At 63.7% G+C, this 16565-nt stretch carries 12 protein-coding genes; 5 read left to right on the top strand and 7 right to left on the bottom strand.

Annotation, left to right across the window (positions count from 1 at the left end):
* Positions 1-164 precede the first annotated feature (164 nt).
* Positions 165-1262 (bottom strand): Gfo/Idh/MocA family protein, encoded by a 1098-nt coding sequence (locus tag LCY71_RS12965; RefSeq protein ID WP_225333566.1) that lies wholly within the window; start codon positions 1260-1262, stop codon positions 165-167.
* A gap of 150 nt (positions 1263-1412) precedes the next feature.
* Here LCY71_RS12965 and LCY71_RS12960 point away from each other — a divergent pair, with 150 nt between their 5' ends.
* The 3 genes from LCY71_RS12960 (at position 1413) to LCY71_RS12950 (ending at position 4680) form a co-directional block, all read left to right on the top strand.
* Positions 1413-2180, top strand: a complete 768-nt coding sequence (locus LCY71_RS12960; RefSeq protein WP_225333565.1) for an IclR family transcriptional regulator — start codon at positions 1413-1415, stop codon at positions 2178-2180.
* A gap of 860 nt (positions 2181-3040) precedes the next feature.
* Positions 3041-3499 carry a hypothetical protein gene (locus tag LCY71_RS12955; RefSeq protein ID WP_225333564.1) on the top strand — a complete coding sequence of 153 codons (459 nt, stop codon included), beginning with the start codon at positions 3041-3043 and terminating at the stop codon, positions 3497-3499.
* 41 nt (positions 3500-3540) lie between these two features.
* On the top strand, positions 3541-4680 hold the full coding sequence (locus LCY71_RS12950) for a glycoside hydrolase family 27 protein (RefSeq protein ID WP_263654100.1): 1140 nt from the start codon (positions 3541-3543) through the stop codon (positions 4678-4680).
* Between the two features lie 185 nt (positions 4681-4865).
* On the opposite strand, the gene LCY71_RS12945 is transcribed toward LCY71_RS12950, so the two are convergent.
* The 3 genes from LCY71_RS12945 to LCY71_RS12935 are packed head-to-tail and all read right to left on the bottom strand — an operon-like array spanning position 4866 to position 8023.
* Complete coding sequence (locus tag LCY71_RS12945; RefSeq protein WP_225333562.1) at positions 4866-5753, bottom strand: carbohydrate ABC transporter permease; 888 nt, start codon at positions 5751-5753, stop codon at positions 4866-4868.
* A 40-nt stretch (positions 5754-5793) separates the two neighbouring features.
* Complete coding sequence (locus tag LCY71_RS12940; protein WP_225333561.1) at positions 5794-6714, bottom strand: carbohydrate ABC transporter permease; 921 nt, start codon at positions 6712-6714, stop codon at positions 5794-5796.
* A 1-nt stretch (position 6715) separates the two neighbouring features.
* Entirely contained in the window at positions 6716-8023 is a 1308-nt protein-coding gene (locus LCY71_RS12935) for a sugar ABC transporter substrate-binding protein (protein ID WP_225333560.1), read from the bottom strand.
* A gap of 192 nt (positions 8024-8215) precedes the next feature.
* Here LCY71_RS12935 and melA point away from each other — a divergent pair, with 192 nt between their 5' ends.
* On the top strand, positions 8216-9523 hold the full coding sequence (gene melA / locus LCY71_RS12930) for an alpha-galactosidase (RefSeq protein WP_225333559.1): 1308 nt from the start codon (positions 8216-8218) through the stop codon (positions 9521-9523).
* A 258-nt stretch (positions 9524-9781) separates the two neighbouring features.
* Here the strand turns inward: melA and LCY71_RS12925 are convergent, their stop codons facing one another.
* The gene (locus LCY71_RS12925; protein WP_225333558.1) at positions 9782-10963 is read right to left on the bottom strand and encodes an ABC transporter ATP-binding protein; all 1182 of its coding nucleotides are present in this window, start codon (positions 10961-10963) and stop codon (positions 9782-9784) included.
* A 133-nt stretch (positions 10964-11096) separates the two neighbouring features.
* Positions 11097-12446, bottom strand: coding sequence for an alpha-glucosidase/alpha-galactosidase (locus LCY71_RS12920; protein WP_225333557.1), 1350 nt, complete (start codon positions 12444-12446; stop codon positions 11097-11099).
* 95 nt (positions 12447-12541) lie between these two features.
* On the opposite strand from LCY71_RS12920, the gene lacZ reads away from it, so the two are divergent.
* Positions 12542-15670, top strand: coding sequence for a beta-galactosidase, LacZ type (gene lacZ / locus LCY71_RS12915; RefSeq protein ID WP_225333556.1), 3129 nt, complete (start codon positions 12542-12544; stop codon positions 15668-15670).
* A 36-nt stretch (positions 15671-15706) separates the two neighbouring features.
* Here lacZ and LCY71_RS12910 read toward each other — a convergent pair whose 3' ends face one another.
* Positions 15707-16522 carry an SDR family NAD(P)-dependent oxidoreductase gene (locus LCY71_RS12910; protein ID WP_225333555.1) on the bottom strand — a complete coding sequence of 272 codons (816 nt, stop codon included), beginning with the start codon at positions 16520-16522 and terminating at the stop codon, positions 15707-15709.
* Positions 16523-16565: the final 43 nt, after the last annotated feature.

The raw sequence follows: 16565 nt of genomic DNA, 5'->3' as shown, positions 1-16565 counted from the left end.
GCACCTGCGAATACCGTTCTCCTACGCGGTTTCGGTTTTGTCCCAGACCGCGATCCGCCCGAGCAGCCGCGTCGACGGCGGGACGACTCGCCCCGACCCGCGCCACTCGACGGACTACCGACGGGCAGTCGAGGCCGGTGCGTCCCACCGCGACGAGTCGACACTCACCAGGAGGTGATCTCTACGTCCCGGAGCGGGCGGTCGAGCGGGATCGAGACCTGCGAGCCGGTGTAGTGGGAGACGTAGAAGGCGACGATGATCTCGAGAGAGCGTTTGGCCTCCTCGCCGGTCGAGCGGTTCTCGGCGTCGCCCTCGAGCAGCGCTTCGACGTGTTCGGCGGCGTTGGCGAACGAGCCCTGGTAGTCGTCGTCCCAGGTCCACGAACCGTCGATGCCCGGCAGCGACTGTTCGACGTGGTCGCCGGCCTCGAGCGACCAGTAGCGCCACTCGCCGTCGTCGTTGTTCATGTAGAGTTTGCCCTCGCTGCCGACGAAGTTCAGCGTCATCGAGGAGTCGTCGCGCGGGATGGTGCAGTCGACGGTGGTGAAGGTACCGTCATCCATGACGACGAACCCGCCACCGCCGGCGTCGTCGACGTCCGCCTCGGCGTCCAGCGAGTCGACGGCCTCGTTCTCGCCGGTGATGTGGCCGCTGACGGTCTCGGCACGGGCGTCGAGCAGGTAGACGAGCGTGTCCAGCAGGTGCGTCGAGTTGCGCAGCAGTTCCATCCGGAACTGGGTGGCGACGGAGTGGACTTCGCCCAGCAGGTCCTCCTCGACGACCAGCCTTCTGAGCTGTCGAAGCTTGTCCGTGAACCGGAACGAGTGATTGACGACCAGTTCGGTGTCGGTCCCGTCACAGGCGTCGATCATCTCCTCGGCGTCGGACACGGAGGAAGCGATGGGTTTCTCGCACCAGATCACGTCCGGATCGGCGGCCGACTCCGCCGCATCGACGACGTGACGGTGATGCAAGAACGAGGGCGTACAGACCGAGACGACGTCCAGGTCCTCCGCCTCCATCATGGCCTCGTGGCCGACGTAGCGGCGCTCGGACGGAACGTCCCAGGCCTCGCCGAACGTGGCCAGTTTCTCCTCGTCGACGTCGGCGACCGCGACCAGTTCGACGTCGTCGGTGGCGGCGTAGCCGCCGGCGTGGCTGGCCTCGATCTTCTCGTTACCGATTGCCTCCTCGTCGTGCATCCCGAGGATGCCCATTCCCGCGATACCACCAGTTCCGATGATGCCCGCTCGATAGCTCATGGTTGACTCGGGCGGTGAATTTTGCAGGTAGTGTTATCAAGATTGTGCTTGGTGATTCCTCGTACGATGCTGAAGCCGGGGTCTCGAAACGCGCCACTAGTCAGAATTACTGGACGGGGATTTATTATGACTAAGCTCCTCCGGGATGCTATGGGATCGGAATCCGACACCGCGATGGTGAAGACGACGCGGACGACGTTCCGGATACTCGAGGAGATCAAAGCCCGGGACGAAGTCACCGTAAACGAACTGACTGACGAGTTCCCCCTCTCGAAGAGCAGCATCCACAACTACCTGAAGACCCTCGAACACGACGGATACGTCGTCAAGGAGGGGGACGCGTACCGCGTCGGACTGCGACTGCTGGATCTCGCCGGTTACGCGCGACACCAGCAACAGATCTACCAAGCAGCAAAGGAGGAGGTAACGAAACTCGCCGAGGAGACCGGCGAGATGACGAACTTGCTCGTCGAGGAACACGGGCGGGGGATCTACCTCCATCGGGCCAACGGGGAACAGGCAGTCACGTCGGACTCCTACATCGGCCACAGGGTCCACCTTCACAACACCGCACTCGGTCAGGCGATACTCGCTCACCTCCCGCGCGAACGGGTCGAAGAGATAATCGACAGACACGGGCTCCCGAAGACGACGGAGAACACGATCACGGATCGGGAAGAGCTCTTCGCAGAACTGGACCGCGTGCGCGAGGAGGAGATCGCCTTCGACGACGAGGCCCGTCTCGTCGGGCTCCGGTGCGTCGCCACGCCGATCGTCGACAAGGACGGCGAGGTGAAGGGGGCGATCAGCATTTCTGGTCCGACCAGCCGATTCCAGGACGAACGGTACCGCTCGGAACTGCCGGAGAAGCTCGAGAGCGCGGCGAACGTGATCGAGCTAAACATCAACTACACCTAGATGCGAACGCAGAGCGGTACCAGCCAGCAGCGGCCCTTCACGAGGATTCTTCGAGAGTGGTGACGAGGGCCGAGTGCTCTCCTCGCCGTATCGCGGCAATCCTGTAATGCTGGATCGGATCGGCGAAATCACTCGTTGATTCAGATAACAGCCGGTTCACGCGTCGCTCGTGCCTCCTGCCGTTCGCTACTGTGGGATCTTTCGTAGTAATACAAAACGATCTCCGACGCAGGGAATGCTGGTCGTAGCATTCGGGAGAACCTGTTCTCTCCGGACACGACAGACCTGGACGCCGCGGCAGAAACGTCGTTCGCGCGGGACCGGCTAGCAGTCTAATAGGAAACGGCGTCCAGTATGACTGGAAAAACGGGCATCGCCCTGAAGCAGTCCAGACGACATCGACAGCGCGGACTGCTACTGGGTCGGCAGACCCGAAATAAATAACAGAGGTACCTCCGTGATTTCGAATGGAGCCGTAGAACGCCGCGGGCAGAAGAGGTACCGGTGACACCGCCCTGCCAGTCGAGGATGACATGCGGTCCCGACGAAGCGAACGGGCCACATCCGTTCGTATAACGTGTACAGCAAGTGAGTATATGAGGTGCTTTGGGTAGTGATATAACATCAGTAACGTTGTTATTTTCGCGATCGGGATGAGAAACCGTACTCGTACTGTGAACGATCTGGGTGATCAGTCAGATTCGGCACGTTCGGATCGGGATCCGGACGGCTCACCGTGTCGTCGCCCCGGACCGAATAGCCCCCGAAGAACAACGACGTGCTGGACGACGAGGCCGCACTGCGGGATCGGTTGCGTGAAGTCGGCTACTTCTTTATCCGCGAGTCCGCGATCCGACCTCGTGCGGGACGCGCGGCGAGACGTGCTCGAGCGCCCGGCCGACGAGGGGCTGTTCGATCCTGACGAACCCGTCGAGGACGGCGTCGTTCACCCGGAGTACTTCGGCGAGGCGTTCGACGTGAGCACTGCGTCGTGGACGCACTACCCGAACCTGGAGGAGCTCGTCGAGGGCGACGAGCTCATGGACTTCTTCGAGCGCTTCCTGGGCGAGAAGCCGCTGGCGCTCGATCGCGGATTGCACCCGGCCTTTGCCCTGGACGCGAAAGCCCGTGAGATGCTGGAAACCAGCGACCGCGGCGATGTACATCACCGACCACCCGAAGAGCGCGAGGGGGGTGAGAACGCTCTGCGAGTAACTCCGGACGATGACCGCCGACGCCGTCCACGTCCACTCGATGTCCGCGACGACATCGTCTCACTTCGCACCCAAACCTATATGCACCGGCGAAAGCGTGTGTGAGTATGACGAACCCGGCTAGTAGATTAGCGACGACACCACCCATGGGGTGGAACTCGTGGAACGCCTTCAGCTGTGGCGTCACTGAGGACGACGTTCGCGACGCAGCGGACCTGCTTGTGGACACCGGACTGCGCGATATCGGCTACGAGTACCTCGTCGTCGACGATTGTTGGATGGAAGCGGAACTGGACGAAGACGGTCGGCTCGAACCGAACTCCGAGGACTTTCCGAGCGGAATCGAAGCGCTCGCGGACTACGTCCACGAGAAGGGCCTCAAATTTGGCATCTACTCCTCGGCAGGTGACGTCACCTGCCAGGGGTATGCCGCGAGTCTCGGCCACGAACGGGCTCACGCAGAACAGTTCGCGGACTGGGGCGTCGACTACCTGAAATACGACAACTGCGGCGACCATCGCGGACGGGACGCCATCAGCCGGTACGCTGCGATGGGACAGGCGCTGGTGGCCGTCGATCGGGACATCGTCTACAGCGTCTGCGAGTGGGGACAGAACCAGCCGTGGCAGTGGGGTCGCAACGTCGGCGCTCACCTCTGGCGGACGACGGGTGACATCGTCGTTCGATGGAGTACTGACTCCGACGAGTTCGGCCTCGGAATCGTCGACATTATCGACCAGATGAACGATCGAGATATCGCACACCAGAACGGTCCAGGCGGCTGGAACGATCCGGACATGCTACAGGTCGGTAACGGGCCGGAATCGGGTCAGGCCCAGCACGAGGAGGCGGACGTCGACCGCGAGCTGACCGAGGCCGAGGAGCGGACGCACTTCAGCTTCTGGTGTCTGTTCTCCGCGCCGCTGATGGCCGGTAACGACCTCGCCGAGATGGACGACGCCACCAGGGAGATCCTGACCAACGAGGCGGCGATCGCGATCAATCAGGATCCGCTCGGGATTCAGGGGACGCGCGACGGCGCCGTCGAGAACAAGGAGGTCTGGAGCAAGCGACTCGCCGGTGACGAGTGTGCGCTGATACTGTTCAATCGCGGAGAGCACACGGCTGAGATCGCAACGACCGTCGAAACCGTCGACGTCCCGGTCGACGCGGAACGGTATCGCGTCTCGGACGTCTGGAGTGACGACGAGTGGACGACCAGCGGGTCGATCACCGCGACCGTCGGCCCGCACGACGTCGCGATGTTCCGTGTCAGCCCCGAGTAGCTGACTGTCCCACTGCTTCTCTCAGTGGAGCCCGCAAGGAAGGCGTTACCCGTGACGGAGGTGACAGTGGTCGGGACAGGCTGGGTCAGACACGGGGACGCAACTGCTCGGTCGGTGGTATCAGCAGGACAGCGTTTCGTATGAGGGCGCGCCGACGGGAGAGAGAGACGGACGAGGGATCGCAGTCAGGACCCTTTCATACCGCCGCTTGCCAGTCCTTCGATGACCTTCTCCTGGACCAGCGCGAAGAGGACGATCACCGGGAGCATCGTCAGCGTCGCGGCCGTGAGAGTGAGTCCCCAGTTCACCTGGTTCTGCGACTGGAACAGCTGGAGTCCGAAGGGGAGCGTTCGGACGGCTGCCGTTTGCGTGAGGACTGATACGGCGAGGTAGTCGTTCCAGGAGAGCACGAACGTGTAGAACCCGGCGACGGTAAGACCGGGCTTCGCCAGAGGCAACATCACGTAGCGCAACACCTGCAGCTCCGAGCAGCCGTCCATCTTGCCAGCGTCGGCGAGCGACTCCGGGATGTCGTCGAAGTACCCCTTGAGCAACCACGTCGCGAACGGCAACGCGAAGGCGGTGTGGGCGAGGATGATCCCGAAGTACGAGTCGATTAGCCCGAGGTTGAACATCAGGAGGAAGAAGGGGATGAGCAACAGAACCCACGGGAACATCTGAGTGACGAGATATCCCAGCAGGAGCGGCTTTCTGCCGGGGTACTCGAACCGGCTGAGGGAGTACGCTGCGAAGGACCCCATCGTGAGCGTGAGAATCGTCGTCGACACGGCGATGATGATCGAGTTCTGCGCGTACCGGATGAAGTCTCCCCTCGAGAGGACGGCCACGTAGTTCTCTAGCGTAACGGCACTCAGATCTGGAATTATGTTCGACGAGTACAGCGAACTCGGACCGGTGAACGTCGCGACGACGATGTAGAGGATCGGGAACAGCAGGAACATGAAGTACATAAAGAGAACGGCATAGCTGATTACCGCCCGCTGCGGCGTCATGTCGTCGTCGAGCCACGCGTCAAATCGCTTGACGATGTTCTGTGATTCCTTCGTCGCCATTATCGGATCCCTCCGTCGCTGTCAGGCGCGTTTGCAGTCATCACTCGATCTCCTCCAGTTTGACGTAGATGACAGTGAACATCATGAGTAGCACTAGCATTGTGAGTCCGATGCTCGCCGCGTATCCCAGCGTGTACTCGTTGAAGGCCAGTTCGTAGACGTGGGTCGCGAGCACGTTAGTCGAACCGACCGGACCGCCTCCCGTCGTCAGGAAGATTATCTCGAAGTCGTTGACAGTGAAGATGACGTGGAGGACGATCATGATCATCGAGACGTACGAGATGTTCGGCAGCGTGATGTAACGGAACTGCTGAAGCTTACTGGCGCCGTCGAGTTCCGCTGCCTCGTAGAGGGAGTTCGGAATCGACTGCATGCTCGCCATGAGTGCGATGGCGAAGAAAGGCGCGTTCCGCCACACGTGCATTACCACGATGAGTGGAAACGCCCACGTCTTCGATCCGAACCAGTACTTCGTCTCGACGCCAAACGTCGACAGGACGACGTTGACGAGCCCGTAGTCCGGTTGCATCATAAACCGGTAGATGATCGACATCACCACGATCGGCAGCACCCAGGTCACCATCGAGAAGTTCCGGAACAACTTGATTCCCGGAAGCTTCTGTTTGAGGACGAGCGCGAGCCCGAGCCCTAGAATGTACTCCAGCGACACCGCGGCCACGGTCAGAACCACCGTGTTAGTGAACGCCTGCCAGAAGGACGATGAACCGAACATCTCCCCGAAGTTCTCGAGTCCGGTCCAGGTGGCCTGGTTAGGTTGCAACAGCGACATCTCCTGAAACGCCATCAGGATGCCGCGCGTTGTCGGATAGAGTACGATCAGTCCGAGCAGTAGCGTCGTCGGCACGACGAACGCGTAGCCCAGCCAGGTCTCCTTGACGAACTCGACGAACGTCTTCTGGTAGCGGCCCAGACCGCGCGAAGTGGGTGTTTCGGTCGCCATCCTACGTGGAGAGGTCGCTGGTGATGTCGTCCAGTTTCTGGTGGAAATCCTCGCCGGCGGTCATCGGGTCTTTGTCTCCGTAGGCGACCGCCTGCATCTCCTCGTAGAACGCAGTCCGAACGGATCCCCACTTGATCTTCGCCAGCGGACGAGCGGTTTCGATGACGTCGCCGAACGCAGCGAGGTTATCGTTCTCGATCGTCGTACTGATCTCGGTGTGCATCGGCGTTGCGAGATTCATTCCGTTCTCCTTCATCTTCTCGAATGCCTCGAGATTAGTACGGTGTTCGGCGGCCTGGAACGCCATTTCCGTGTTCGACGAGTGTTTGTTCACCATCAGCGACTTGACCTCGAGGTAGGTCCCTCTGCTCGCGTTCTCCGCATGCGGGAGGTGCTTGATCGTGGTGTTCTCCTGTATGCGTTTTTTGGCGGCGTCGCTGTCGTCGATCTCGTCGTCGCTGACCATCTCGAGGACCCAGGGCCCACATTCGATCATCGCGTAGTCTCCGTTCAGGTACCCGTAGTCGTTCACCTGCCAGCCCGTCCCCAGCGAATCGGGGTTTCCGACAGGGTCGTCGGACGCGTAGACCTCGGCGTACCAGTTTTTGAAGATCGTACCGAGCGTCTCTGCGCTCGGGACCAGCTCCCACGATCCGTCCTTTACCTGGTAGAGATTGTCCTCGTGCTGATAGACGTGAGATATCCACTCCTGGAACGCCCGGACAGATCCCTCCTTGGTGCAGTTGTGGAACGCCCACATGTCGTCCATCTCCTCGTTGATGGTTCGACCGGCCTGATGGAACTCCTCTACGGTCTCCGGCGGTTCCAGCCCCAGCTCCTCGAAGACGTCGTTCCGATAGACGAGCGCACGCCCGTTCCCGGTCGACGGAAGACCCCAGACCTCGCCGTCGTACGTCACAGCGTCTTTCGCTCCCTCGATGAACCCGTCCCAGTAATCGAGGTTCTTCGCCTGTTCGGTCAGTGGTTCGAGGAGACCGGCTTTCTGAAACTCACTGATGTGACTCAGGACCCCTTCGATGTAGTCGGGTTCCCCCTGACGACCGCCGGTAAGGAACTTCTGGCGGCGGTCCATGTACGAGAACGTCGAGATCGTCAGCTTCGCATCGTGGTTCTCCTCGAACGAGGAGTGGTACCAGTCCCGGAACTTCCCGCCAGGACTCTCTGGATCGGCCGACCCGATCCAGAAGAGAATCTCGGGAACGTTGCCACTATTACCATCCCCGCCGGTACTGTTTCCGCCGTCACCGCCGCCTCCATTACCGCCGAGACACCCCGACAGCGCCGTCACACCAGTCGCAGTTCCGACGCCTTTCAAAATGCTACGTCGACTAAGGCCCGAACTATCATCTTGAGTCATGATACTCGGTGCCTTGTTTTGGTTGAGGTACAAAAAGTCTTTCCCCGGTTGTAGAGAGCCCCCAGCACCAGCGTCCCCCGTGGGGAATAGCTTTATTAGTGTACCGCTGCGCTACGTAGCTGTATGCCGAAGATAACGCTCATAGGGGCCGGTAGTATGGTGTTCGCGACGACTATCGTCGGGGACGTCCTCTCGTTCGACGAGCTATCGGACAGCACGATCTCGCTGATGGATGTCGACGAGCACCGTCTGGGACAGACCGCGGACGTCGCGGAGGCGATGGTCGAGAACGAAGGCCTGGACGCGACGGTCGAGGCGACCACCGATCGACGGGCCGCGCTCGAGGACGCCGATTACGTGCTCAACATGATCAACGTCGGCGGGACGGAGCCCTTCGAGAACGAGATCCGCATCCCCGAAGAGTACGGGGTGAAGCAGGCCATCGGCGACACCATCGGGCCGGGCGGCATCTTCCGCGGGCTTCGGACCATCCCGGTGATGCTGGACATCGCCGAGGACATGGAGGAGCTGTGTCCCGACGCGCTCCTGCTGAACTACACGAATCCGATGTCGATCCTCTGCCAGACGATGTACGAGGCCACTGACGTCGACGTCGTCGGCCTGTGTCACAGCGTCCCTCACACGGCGGAGGCCATCGCAGACTACGCGGGCGTGCCCGAGGACGAACTGGAGTACTGGGTCGCCGGCATCAACCACGTCGCGTGGTTCCTCGAAGCGGAGCACGACGGCGAGAGCATCTATCCCGAACTTCGGGAGGCCGCCGAGGACCCCGACACCTACGAGCGGGACACTGTCCGCTTCGAGATGATGAAGCACTTCGGCTACTTCCCGACGGAGTCCTCGCATCACATGTCGGAGTACGTGCCGTACTTCCGGACCGACGAGGAGACCATCGAGTCGATGACCGGTACCGACTACGCCGAGCGGATGCCCACTGCCACCTACCTCGAGGGCTGGAAGGAGCGATCCGAGGAGCGAGACGACCCCGACCTCGACGTCGATCTGGACGAAGTCGGCGCGGAGCGCTCCGAGGAGTACGCATCGCGGTTGATCCACTCGATGGAGACCGACACCCCTCGCCGAATGAACCTCAACGTCTCCAACGAGAGCGACGCCATCGAGAACCTGCCCGAAGACGTCTGCGTCGAGGTGCCCGTACTGGTCGACGGTACCGGGGTCCGGCCCTGCTCGGTCGGCGAACTACCGACGCAGGTCGCCGCCTACCCGCGCCAGCACGCGGCCGTCCATCGGCTCGTCGTCGAAGGCGCGCTCGAGAACGACCGCGAGAAGATTCACCAGGCCATCAAGCTCGACCCGCTGTCCGCCGCCGAACTGACGCTGGACGAGATCCACGAGATGACCGAGGAGCTGATCGAGGCCAACGCGGAGTACATACCCGACCTCGAGTAGCGACGGACCAGTCGCGGTTTCGTTTCTTCCGTTACGCAGGAATTGAACCCATTTGCACATCGAGGGGCACCGGGGTGCCCCTCGAGTGTGTCAGTGCGTTCAATTTCTACTATAACTGCGACCAGCGACGCTCCGCCGCGCCGATCTCGAACGGTCGCTGCTCGCGTCGGTATCGTTCCGGGTCTGAGCGTTCGAATACCGGACAGAATCCAGAGCGGCGAACCAGTATCAGCACGCCCCCCCCTCGGTTACGGGCGTCTACTCGGCACTGACTCCGACGCCCTGGCCGTCGGAGAGAGCAGCTAGCGACTCCATGTCGACCTCTTCCGGCGGCTCGCGGTTGCGCAGTGCCTGGCCCGTCCGGCCGTCGAAGATGTGGATCCGGTCCTGCGGGAACCCCACGTTGATCTCGTAGCCGGGGTCGATGACGATGTCGCCCTCGAGGGTCGCCGTGTACTGTTCGCCCGCGATGTCGAGGTACGTGTACGTGACGTCGCCGAGGGGCTCAGTTACCTCGACCGGCACCGAGATGGCGTTGGGCGTGTCCTCCGGAACGGTCTCGATGTCCTCCGGGCGAATACCGAGCGTGAACCGGTCGCCCTCCCCTTCGATGTCGGCGTAGACGTCCTCATCGAGTTCGTACCTGAACCCGTCGTGGACGAGGGCAGGGACCCCGTCCGAGGTGTCTAGTTCGACGTCGAAGAAGTTCATCGAGGGCGAACCGATGAAGCCGGCGACGAACTGGTTGGCCGGCTCGTGGTAGCACTCCAGGGGCGTCCCGATCTGCTGGAGCTGACCGTCGTTCAGGACGGCGATCCGATCACCCATCGTCATCGCCTCGGTCTGGTCGTGGGTGACGTAGATGGTCGTCACGTCGAATTCCTGCTGGATCTCCTGCAGTTCCGTCCGCATGGCCGTCCGGAGCTTCGCGTCCAGGTTCGACAGCGGCTCGTCCATCAGGAAGACCTCCGGTTCACGGACGATGGCCCGTCCGAGCGCGACGCGCTGTTGCTGCCCGCCGGAGAGCTCGTCAGGCTTGCTCTCGAGCAGTTCCTCGATGCCCATCATTTCGGCGGCGTCCGTGACGCGCTCGTTGATCTCCTCCTTCGAGAGGTCGGTCGTCATCTTCAGCCCGAAGGCCATGTTCTCGCGGGCCGTCATGTGGGGGTACAGCGCGTAGTTCTGGAACACCATCGCCATGTCCCGCGCCTTGGGCTTCTTGTCAGTCACGTCCTCTCCATCGAGGACGAGCTCGCCGCTCGTCGGATTCTCGAGGCCGGCGATGCAGCGGAGCGTCGTCGATTTCCCGCAGCCGGACGGGCCGACGAGGACGATGAACTCCCCGTCATCGATTTCGGCGTCGAGGTCGTCGACGGCTACGATCTCGCCACTGTCGTCCTGAAACACCTTGGTGAGGGAACGAATGTCTAACTCGCCCATAGTCGATTATGTTGTATGGGGCTGATAAATCTTTTCTACGTGGCACCCCGAAGCGTGGGCGTCGACCGCATTGCCCACACGCTGCAGCATCGGACGTTCGGATCGGCGACTGAAACGGCGTGATCGGTCCCGCCTACGACGTCCGGGCGGCGACTCGATCTGACTCGACCAGTTCGTCCGGGAGGTAGTCGGCGTTCGCCGCGAGCAGGTCGTCGACCATGTCGTCGATCTCGTCGAGCGTGCACGACGCTGCGGTGAGCGGGTCGAGTTTGATCGCCTGCCGAAGTGCCTCCTGATCGCGTTCCAGGGCCGCCGTCACTGCGAGCCGCTGAACGGCGATATTCGATCTGTCGAGTGCAGCTAGCTGGGGCGGCAGTTCGCCGACGGAACAGGGACGAACACCCCGGTCGTCGACGAGGCAGGGTACCTCAACGCAGGCGTCTTCGCCGAGGTTCGCGACCGCGCTCGTGTCGTTGCGGACGTTGACGTTCATCCGGCGGCGTTCGCCCGTCTCCATCGAGTGGATGATCCGCGAGCCGTACTCCTCGGAGCGCTCTATTTCGGGGTCGATTTCGTCGGTCGACATCTCGCGGGCCTCCTGCTGGTAGTCACACCAGTGCTCGAAGTAGTCGCCCGTCCCCATCCAGTCGACGAAGTACTCGTCGAACTCCTCCTCGACCGTGTACTCTTCGATGGTCTCCTCGTCGGTCCGGAAGTACGGCACGTACTCCGACATGTGGTTGCTCGACTCGGTGACGAAGTACCCGAAGTGATCGAGGACGTCGAACCGGACGTTATCGCGTCTGTAGGTCTCCGGATCGTTCGCAGCCTCGTGGAGGTCTGGATAGATGCTCTCGCCGTCGTGCTCCGCTTCGAGGAACCACGCCATGTGATTGATGCCGGCGACCCAGTACTCCAGTTCGTCCTCGGGCACGCCCGCGTAGTCTGCGATGGCTTCGGCGGTGTGCTGGACGCTGTGACAGAGTCCGATCACGTCGACGTCAGTCGCTTCGTCGACGGCCCAGCACAGCATCGCCATCGGATTCGTGTAGTTCAGCAGGAGCGCGTCGGGACACAGCTCCTCCATGTCGCGAGCGAGATCCAGCATCACGGGAGCGGTCCGGAGGAAGCGGAACACTCCGCCAGGCCCGAGCGTATCGCCGACGGCCTGGTTGACTCCGTACTCCTGCGGGATCCTGATCTCGTTCTCGAAGGGCTCCGTCCCGCCGACGTGAATCATGTTGAGCACGTAGTCGGCCCCCTCCAGAGCCTCGCGGCGATCGGTCGTCGTTTCGATGGTCGCCTCGACGTCGTTGTGCTCTATCATCTCCCGACCGGCCGTCGCAGTCCGATTCAGCCGTTCCTCGTCGATGTCCATCAGGGTGAGCGTGCTCCCCTGCAGTTCGGGATAGGAGAGGATGTCACCCATGAGGTTCCGTGCGAACACGATACTACCGGCTCCGATGAACGCCACGTCGGGCATACTCCGGGAGTTGTCACACGCTACCATAAAACTAGCCCTGGCAGTGGGCGTGTCCGTCCGAAAGACTGAACTCCCGCTGCTTGGTCTCACGTCCCATGGACGACTGGACCGACCCCGAGACGATCGGCCGGAACCGGCTCGAACCGCACACGGACGTCCTCCCGTATCCCGACCGACAGGGCGCAGTCGCCAGCGACCGGGCCGCGTCGCCGTGGATCACGTCGCTGAACGGCCAGTGGCGGTTCGACCTGGTGCCGACGCCCTCGGACGCGCCCGAGGGGTTCGCCGACCCGGCGTTCGACATCGGCGACTGGGACGACATCGAGGTGCCGCTGAACTGGCAGGCGGCCGGGTACGGCGACCCCCACTACACGAACGTCGTCTACCCGTTCCCGGTGGATCCGCCGAACGTGCCGACCGAGAACCCGACGGCCTCCTACCGGCGGACGTTCCATGTCGACGAGGACTGGACGGATCGGCAGGTCCGCCTCCACTTCGAGGGCGTCGACTCGGCGTTTCATCTCTGGGTGAACGGGGAGCGCGTGGGATACAGCGAGGGCGCCCGCCTCCCGTCGGAGTTCGACGTCAGCGAGCACGTCGAACCCGGCGAGAACACGGTCGCCGTGCGCGTCTACAAGTGGTCCAACGGGAGCTACCTCGAGGACCAGGACATGTGGTGGCTCAGCGGGATCTTCCGGGACACCTACGCTTACGCGGTCCCGGAGACCCACGTCGCGGACGTCGACGTCCGCACCGACCTCGACGACGAGTACGCAGACGGTCACCTCCGGGCGGACGTCGACCTCGCCAACGCGGGCGACGCCGCGGAGACGGCGACCCTGGACGCCGAACTCCGGGACCCGGACGGTGCGACCGTTGCCGAGTTCGAGGCGACGGCCGGGGTCGACGTCGGCGAGACGACGACGGTCACCCTCGAGACGGACGTCGAGGCACCGGACCTGTGGACCGCCGAGACGCCGGACTGCTACGACCTGGTCGTCTCCCTGCGGGACGAGGGCGGCGAGGTCACCGAGACCGTCGCAGAGACGGTCGGCTTCCGCGAGGTCGCCATCGAGGACGGGCAGTTCCTCGTCAACGGCGAGGCCGTAACGATCCGCGGCGTGAACCGCCACGACTTCCACCCCGACCGGGGGCGCAACGTCCCCGTCGAGACGATGCGGGAAGACGTCGAGCTGATGAAGCGGCACAACGTCAACGCCGTCCGGACCGCCCACTACCCTAACGACTCCCGCTTCTACGACCTCTGTGACGAGTACGGGCTCTACGTCGTCGACGAGACCGACCTCGAGTGTCACGGGATGGAGTTGGCACCCGATACGCCCCACCTCAGCGACGCGCCGGAGTGGGAGGCCACCTACGTCGACCGGATGGTCCGGATGCTCGAGCGCGACAAGAACCACCCGAGCGTCGTGATCTGGTCGCTGGGCAACGAGTCGGACTTCGGGTCGAACCACGTCGCGATGGCCGAGGAGACCCGCGAGCGGGACCCGACCCGGCCGATCCACTACGAGCCCGACGAGGAGCAGGAGGTGTCGGACGTCGTCGGACCGATGTACCCGCCCTGGGACCAGCTCGAGGCGTGGGCCGCCGAGGACGAGTACGAGCACCCCGTCATCCTCTGCGAGTACGCCCACGCCATGGGCAACGGGCCCGGCAACCTCGCCGAGTACTGGGACCTGTTCTACGAGCACGACCGCCTGCAGGGCGGGTTCGTCTGGGACTGGCTCGATCAGGGCCTCCGACAGACGACCGATGACGGCGAGGAGTGGTTCGCCTACGGCGGGGACTTCGGCGACGAGCCCAACGACGCGAACTTCAACATCAACGGCCTCGTGCTGCCCGACCGCACGCCCTCGCCGGGTCTGGTCGAGTACAGGAAAGTCATCGAGCCAGTCGCTCTATCGGCGGGCGACCCCGGGCGGGCCGAGGTGGCCGTCGAGAACCGCTACGACTTCCGCTCGCTCGACCACCTCCGGGCCGACTGGCGCGTCGAGGCCGACGGTCGGGTCGTCGAGAGCGGGACGCTCGACCTGCCGGCGGTCGCGCCCGGCGAGAGCGCGGTCGTCGAGGCCCCCGTCGACCCAGACGAACTCGACGGCGACGCCGAGTACGTGCTGACGGTCGAGACGTCGCTCGCGGGCGAGACCCGGTGGGCGCCGGCCGGACACACCGTCGCGACCGGGCAGTTCGAACTTCCGACCGGCGGCGAGCCTGCGGTACCGTCGGCGGAGTCTGCGCCCCTCTCCTGCGAGGCGACAGAAGAGGGGATCGTCGTCTCGAACGCCCACTTCGAGCTGGTCTTCGACGACACGTACGGCGTCGTCGACTCCTTCACCTACCGCGGCCGCGACCTGCTCACCGACGGTCCCGAGATAGGCCTCTGGCGCGCGCCGACGGACAACGACAGGGGCCTCCCGCTGTCGCGAACCTTCCTCTCGGCGATGACCGAGGCCGCCCTCGGTGACGGTCGCGTCGATCCGATGGACGTCCGCACCGTCGGCTTCTCGCAGCTCTGGCGCGAGCACGAACTCGACGACCTCCGGTTCCGCGCTGACGCCGTCGACTACGATGTCAGCGGCGAGGAGCGCGTGGAAATCACGGTCGAGGGCCGCCTCGCGCCGCCCATCTTCGATCACGGCTTCCGAGCGGAACAGGTGTACACTGTCCGCGACACCGGCGCCGTCGCGGTCGAGACGCGGATCGAGCCCGAGGGCGACCTCTCCGTCCTCCCGTCGCTGCCGCGCGTCGGCCTCGACTTGACGCTGCCGGACGACTTCGACCGGGTCACCTGGTACGGGCGCGGCCCCGGCGAGTCCTACGTCGACAGCAAGCAGTCCTCGCTCGTCGGCCGGTACGAGCGCGACGTGTCGGACCTGCACACGCCCTACGTCAGGCCGCAGGCGAACGGCAACCGGACGGACGTCCGCTGGGTGGCGTTCACCGACCAGCGCGGCGTCGGCCTGTACGTGACCGGCGACTCGCTGCTCGACGTCACCGCCCACCGCTACGCCACCGACGACCTGGAGGCCGCCGACCACGTCCACGAGGTCCCGCGGCGGGACGAGGTCTCGGTGTCGCTGGACTACACCCACTGCGGTCTCGGCACCGGTAGCTGCGGCCCGCCGACGCTGGAGCAGTACCGGGTCGACCCCGAGGAGGCCCACGAGTTCGAGGTCGAACTCCGGCCGTACGTCGCGGACTGATCGCGACGGTCGCTCCGTCTCACTGCCCCATCTCCGTCACTCCTCCCCGCGCCGATAATCGAGGAACACGTCGTCCTGCATCACCTGCGACCGGCCGCCGTCGATCAGGACGCTCTCGCCGGTGATGAACGTCGCGTCGTCGCTGGCCAGGAACGCGGCGAGCCCGGCCACGTCTGCGGGCGTGCCGAGACGGCCCACGGGATGGATGTCCTCGGTGTACTCGTAGTCGTCGCCGAGTTCCGCCCGCGTCCGCTCGATCTCGATCCAGCCGGGGTTGATCGTGTTGACGGTGATCCCCTCCGGACCGAGGTCCAGCGCCATCGCCCGGGTCATGCCGTTGATCCCCGCCTTTACGGCGTTGTAGGGGAAGATACCGGGCATCGTCAGGAACGCGTGGTTCGAGGACGTGTTCAGGACGGTCCCGCCCTCGGGCATGTGCTCGACGGCGTGTTTCGCACAGAGCCAGAACGACCGGAAGTCCGTCTCGAGGACGAACGCCCAGTCGTCCATCGTCGCGTCCGTCGCGGTCGTCTCGGTCTGGACGCCCGCGTTGTTGACGAGGACGTCGATCCGGCCGTACTCGTCGGCGGCGTGCTCGATGAGGGCCTCGATCTCTGCGGGGTCGCGCATGTCCGCCCTGACGAACGTCGCCTCGCCACCGGCCGACCGGATGTCCTCGGCGACCGCCTCGCCGTCGTCGGTCGAGCGGCCGGTGACGACGACCGAGGCTCCCTCGGCGGCGAACCGCCGGGCGACGCCCTCGCCGATGCCGCGGGTCGAACCGGTGACGATCACGACGCTGTCTTCGTGTCTGTTCGGTACGGCGTTCGCTGTCGGGTCGCTCGAAGGCATACACCAGTGATTCAGCGGGGTAGTGGTAAAGGATACCGATCAA

This window comes from Halomicrobium urmianum, assembly GCF_020217425.1.
Taxonomy (GTDB): Archaea; Halobacteriota; Halobacteria; order Halobacteriales; family Haloarculaceae; genus Halomicrobium; species Halomicrobium urmianum.
Note: the sequence above shows the minus strand (reverse complement) of the source record. Positions and strands in the feature narration are given on the sequence as shown.

Bases quoted from the DNA above. Each gene is read 5' to 3' on its own strand.
- LCY71_RS12965 (WP_225333566.1), bottom strand. From the start codon at position 1,262: ATGAGCTATCGAGCGGGCATCATCGGAACTGGTGGTATCGCGGGAATG.
- LCY71_RS12960 (WP_225333565.1), top strand. From the start codon at position 1,413: ATGGGATCGGAATCCGACACCGCGATGGTGAAGACGACGCGGACGACG.
- LCY71_RS12950 (WP_263654100.1), top strand. From the start codon at position 3,541: ATGGGGTGGAACTCGTGGAACGCCTTCAGCTGTGGCGTCACTGAGGAC.
- LCY71_RS12945 (WP_225333562.1), bottom strand. From the start codon at position 5,753: ATGGCGACGAAGGAATCACAGAACATCGTCAAGCGATTTGACGCGTGG.
- LCY71_RS12940 (WP_225333561.1), bottom strand. From the start codon at position 6,714: ATGGCGACCGAAACACCCACTTCGCGCGGTCTGGGCCGCTACCAGAAG.
- melA (WP_225333559.1), top strand. From the start codon at position 8,216: ATGCCGAAGATAACGCTCATAGGGGCCGGTAGTATGGTGTTCGCGACG.
- LCY71_RS12925 (WP_225333558.1), bottom strand. From the start codon at position 10,963: ATGGGCGAGTTAGACATTCGTTCCCTCACCAAGGTGTTTCAGGACGAC.
- LCY71_RS12920 (WP_225333557.1), bottom strand. From the start codon at position 12,446: ATGCCCGACGTGGCGTTCATCGGAGCCGGTAGTATCGTGTTCGCACGG.
- lacZ (WP_225333556.1), top strand. From the start codon at position 12,542: ATGGACGACTGGACCGACCCCGAGACGATCGGCCGGAACCGGCTCGAA.
- LCY71_RS12910 (WP_225333555.1), bottom strand. From the start codon at position 16,522: ATGCCTTCGAGCGACCCGACAGCGAACGCCGTACCGAACAGACACGAA.